The sequence below is a fragment of the Spirochaetota bacterium genome (genome assembly GCA_040756435.1).
Classification (GTDB): Bacteria; Spirochaetota; UBA4802; order UBA4802; family UB4802; genus UBA4802.
Genome location: JBFLZD010000111.1, coordinates 1 through 3143, shown reverse-complemented (window position 1 = coordinate 3143; position 3143 = coordinate 1). Strand labels below are relative to the sequence as shown.

Annotated in this window: 4 protein-coding genes; all 4 read left to right on the top strand. The window is 32.9% G+C overall.

All coding sequences use genetic code 11. From position 1 onward, the window contains the following. On the top strand, positions 1-563 hold a 563-nt coding region (locus AB1444_16295), incomplete at its 5' end, for a hypothetical protein (protein MEW6528214.1). Positions 564-716: 153 nt separating this feature from the next. Continuing rightward, positions 717-1520 (top strand): hypothetical protein, encoded by an 804-nt coding sequence (locus tag AB1444_16290; protein MEW6528213.1) that lies wholly within the window; start codon positions 717-719, stop codon positions 1518-1520. Positions 1521-1724: 204 nt separating this feature from the next. Then, complete coding sequence (locus tag AB1444_16285; protein MEW6528212.1) at positions 1725-2222, top strand: hypothetical protein; 498 nt, start codon at positions 1725-1727, stop codon at positions 2220-2222. Between the two features lie 185 nt (positions 2223-2407). Then, entirely contained in the window at positions 2408-2788 is a 381-nt protein-coding gene (locus AB1444_16280) for a hypothetical protein (GenBank protein MEW6528211.1), read from the top strand. Positions 2789-3143 lie beyond the last annotated feature (355 nt).

The following is a 3143-nucleotide window of genomic DNA, read 5'->3' as shown; positions in this document are numbered from 1 at the left end:
ATGATGGTGACAGATTTACTCTTCCTTTTCCTGTGGTAGGATTATTTGTAAAAGGAAAAGAGTATTCACTGACAGCCCGAATTGATGGCAAAAGGGTAAAGGTAGATATCGTTGATACTGAGACCGGTGACAGCATTATGCTCGATACTGCAAAACTAAAGGGAGAGGATCCTAGTATTCTATCAACATATATAAAAAAGATATTAAATCCCACAATGGATGAAGTTGGGCACTCTGTTGTTTTAGAAAATGATGACTATCGGATTACCTTTTTACCAGATATGGTGTTTAATCTTGAAGTCAAGAAAACTGGTGAAAAGGTAATTGGACGAAAAGGATTCGAAATGGATTTTTCCATGAAGAGTGGAAAAAGCTATTTGCTCATTTCAGATGTATCAAAAATGAGCCGTGACGATTTCCTTACAAAATCAAATTATAAAGAAAATGCTCAGTATATATATACTGTTAGTGAAATAAGCGAAACAGAAATTGTTCTGAAATTTGAAAAGCAAAAAGACTTATCTGATACTATCTTGCAGTTTAAGTATAGGGAAATAGAGTAATCAACCTAACATTCGCGTCGAGTAGACCGTTTTGCCTGTCACGGATTTTGCTGTCGCGCCCCAACTTCGTTGGGCTCGCTCGGCAAAATCCGCGCCAGTCAAAGCCGGCTACTCACGCGGACGTTCGATGGACGCTTCGCGCAAAGGGAAAAAATGCACAAGTTAGTAAAGGAGCACCCTCAATATACCTATACTGATGAAAAAGGATATTTGCATATAAGTGATGAAGACGCTTCTGTTGCTCTAATTAAGAGCATAGATTTATATTCACAGCGAATAGCAATATACAAAATAGTTGATTTGATTAAAACGACACAGAAAAGTGACATAATTGAAATCGAGAAAATTAAAGAAATGTGCAAAAAAGCATCAAGATCACGAAATGATTTCTTAGTAGATGAATTAGTTAACTCATATCATTTTTCTGTTTACTATGATTCAGCATATTCAATGGCTGTCCTAGGCATGATTGTGCCAACCATTGAATCTCTTTTTTATGAAATATTTATAAACATTGGGGAGCTTCTAGATAGCAAATTTGTTCAACTTGATAACGAAAGATTTTCTAGTATAAAAAAAAGTACAATTTGGGATTGTCATTATTCGTTGAATAAAGGCAAAACAAGTAAGAATATTGTAGAAGGAATTAAACAATTAGCTCAGATTACTAATTTTGAGAAGTTCCTTCCTCCAGATTACTTAGAGATTGTTGATGCTCTAATAACTTATAGGAATTCAATGTTTCATAATGGTCTAGAATGGCAAAAGAAGGAAATTGATAAATTCGACCAAAAATTGAAATCTAGCAAATGGGAAAAGGATTGGTTTTATTGCTCAAAAAGAGATTCAAAACCATGGATATATTACATGACAGATAAAATGATAGATAGAAGTTTAAAATTAATAAATGAAATCGAGATCGCTGCTGGTTCGTATTATATTGAAAATATGGATTAGGAGACATCGAACAACTGCTTTAACCTGACAATTCCTGTTGTCACACTTTTTGCGGTCGCGCCCCAGCTACGCTGGGAATCGCTCGGCAAAAAGTGCGCTAAGCCCTTCGGGCCGGAATTGCAGGTTAAGCAAATGTTATGCGGGCCCTGCGGGCGCAGATTTATATTTAATTATTTATATTGGTTTTATTTTTAGGAGAATATAATGGAGCGATTTTTCAGAATATTAGCAAGAATAATTGGAATATATCTAATAGCTACTTCTTTAATTACATTCATTCTATATTTTATAAATCCAATAATTTTTGATGAAATAGAAATTGTTGGAAAAACATTTTTACTTTATGGTTTTATTATTGCTATTATTAAATTTGTAATTGGATTAGTCATTGTTATATTTGGGGAAAAAGTTGTCAAATGGATTTTTCTTGATAATATAAATAATCAAAATCAGGATTCAACTTGGATAAAGATATTAAATATTATTGGTATATTTTTTATTGTTTATGGACTATCAAATACAATTACAATACAAATTAGCAAATCTATTGAAAATATTAAGAAATTTGATTGTTTAAATATATTTGATAATACAAGTTATAGTTTCTCAATAAATGTAATTTCAATACTAGTTATTATTATAGGAATACAACTATTAATAAATGCAAAAAAAATATATTTAAAATATTTAAATAAAGAATAATAACAATCGTTGGACAACCAGTTCATGTTTACTTGTCTATGTCACGGTCCTTGTTATCGCTACATTTGCAAAAATATGTGTTATGACATCTCGCCGATTAATCAATCGTTATTCGTGCGCTTCGCGATAAATTATAGCATTAGGAGTAAAAAATAGAGAAACAAAAGATCGTATTGGTCGCCGTTTTGCTACTTACAGTCGCAATTAAGCTCGGCGCCCAGCAGACTGGCGATGAGATGAATAGCGGGGTACTTTACGGGAATAATTGGGCATGTACTATCCAAGCCCCGAATGGATGGATTCTAGACAATCAGTCTTTGGTTAAATATGCGGTTTATGCAATTTTCTTTCCTAAAGGAATGTCTCTGCGTGAAAATAATAAAAATATGCCAATAATCTATTTCAAATCCGCTAAATTAAAGTCAGAAAGTGATGAAGAACTAAAAGCATTTGTTGTCTATGATTTAAGTAATATATTACAGAGCGCAAAATCAAAACGATATATCCAAATGTATATTATTGCTACGATATTGAATATACTAAAAGTGGACAATTTGAAACTTTAATCTACATTAGGTATCAAGACAGGGTTCACATGATTATATTGACGAGCAAAGATAAAGAAACGTGAGATAATAATATTGAAAATTTTAGTAAAGTCTTTGAAATTTTAACATTTATGAACGCAACTATTAAAAATTGAAAGCGCATAACAATCGCTTTAACCTGACTTGCCTATTGTCATGGTTCTTGCTTACGCAAGAACTCATGCCAATGACGGCGCGCAGGTTAAGCAAATGTTAGGTTGAATATAGTATGTATTATAGGAGGCTACTTGTGAGAAAGCTTGTATTTAGTCTGTTGATCGTTGTTGTATTATCTACCGCTTGCCTTTCTACTAGCGGCACTACAGGGACTAAG